This is a genomic window from Synechococcus sp. R5-12 (assembly GCF_047502655.1).
In the GTDB taxonomy this organism is placed as follows: Bacteria; Cyanobacteriota; Cyanobacteriia; order Thermostichales; family Thermostichaceae; genus Thermostichus.
The window spans coordinates 1-1,279 of record NZ_JANSIM010000293.1 but is presented as its reverse complement, the minus strand read 5'-3'; the positions used below and the strand labels follow the sequence as shown (position 1 = coordinate 1,279).

General features: G+C 51.6%; 3 protein-coding genes. All 3 read right to left on the bottom strand.

What is annotated here, in order from left to right; all coding sequences use genetic code 11:
* Positions 1-421: GTP-binding protein (locus tag NW843_RS13520; RefSeq protein WP_414523209.1), on the bottom strand; the 421-nt coding region annotated here is incomplete at its 3' end.
* A gap of 37 nt (positions 422-458) precedes the next feature.
* Positions 459-995: a protoglobin domain-containing protein gene (locus tag NW843_RS13515; RefSeq protein WP_414523208.1), complete on the bottom strand. Its 537-nt coding sequence runs from the start codon at positions 993-995 to the stop codon at positions 459-461.
* 58 nt (positions 996-1,053) lie between these two features.
* Positions 1,054-1,279, bottom strand: a 226-nt coding sequence (locus NW843_RS13510) for a roadblock/LC7 domain-containing protein (RefSeq protein ID WP_414523207.1), incomplete at its 5' end; no start/stop codon positions are given.

Genomic DNA, 1,279 nt, shown 5'->3' with positions numbered 1-1,279 from the left:
AAATGTCTTCTGGATCCCAGGCATTGGGTTGATCGACGTGGGTGATCCCAATCACGCAGGGGGCACTTGTCCTGGCTTTCATAAAAGATTGAATAGCTTGGGCATTGCGAAATTGGCCCGGCAAGTGCGCAGGCACCAGAAGAACATAGCCGTGGGCACGCTTAATCAAAATATCCCACATAAAGTTAAAGCGAGACTGGCCGGGAGTACCGTAGAGATGCAGCCACATCTCTTCTTCCTCCTCTCCAATTCTCAAGCGGCCGAAGTCCATGCTTACCGTCGTGGTTTTCTTCAGTTCTGCTACCTCGTCTGTTGCTTTGCAATCGGTGTCTACTACCTCAATCTCGCTAATCGTGCGAATAAAGGTAGACTTTCCAGCTCCCACCGGCCCTGTTACAACAATGCGGAGAATATTGCTCATGGTTAGCCTCAGCCGTAAACCCCCAGCGCAGACGGGCCTACTCAACCCTGATCAAGCGCTTAAACAAGGCCTCGCTCATGCCTGTTTCCTGTTGCACAGCATTATAGGCCACCTCAAGATAGGCCTGCTCAATAAAGGAGAGATCGATCATGCAAACTTTGCTTAGGCTCATGCGCAGTTGCTCGGGCTTGCCTTCTTTGACCAGCCGCCGACTCACCTCCTGCACAACCGTAGCCATGGCCGGAACCACGTGTTGAGGGCCAATGCCAACGCGCACGTGGACTATGCCGATCTTCCAACGCCGCTCAGCGTATTGTGGCCCCCAGTTATCCATGCCCGTAAACATTTCCTTGAACCATTCGGCAAAGGTTTGACCCAGCCGCTGCCGGTTGTGTTTGGCTATCACTGCCGCCATCTCGGCATCGCGATCCAGGTAGCTGTAAAAGGTATCCGCCATTTCTACAGCAATGCTGCTGCCCCAGTCGGCACTTTGCTGCAAAATCTTCCTGTCTTCATCTGTAAATTGGGTGCGAGAGATCAGGACTTGGAGCAGCTCCGAAGGTTTAATGGCCATAGTTTCCTCAACATCAGGACAAAATCAAAAACAAAATTAGATTCCGCGTCCGGTTTTCTTACTTCATTGCCTCTGCAATGCTTGCTGCGACTCGCTTAATTTCCAAAAAAAGCAAGCCCTGCTTGACTTCATGACTGGCAATTGTCAGCAAGACGGCATCGGGGCCACAACTGGTTAAAACCCCGTATCCTTTTTCCCCCTGTACAAAAACTCTCTCTATGGCTCCGCGCCCTAGCTCTCTCCCAATCCGTTCGCCCAAAGAAAGCATGGCAGCCGACATAGCA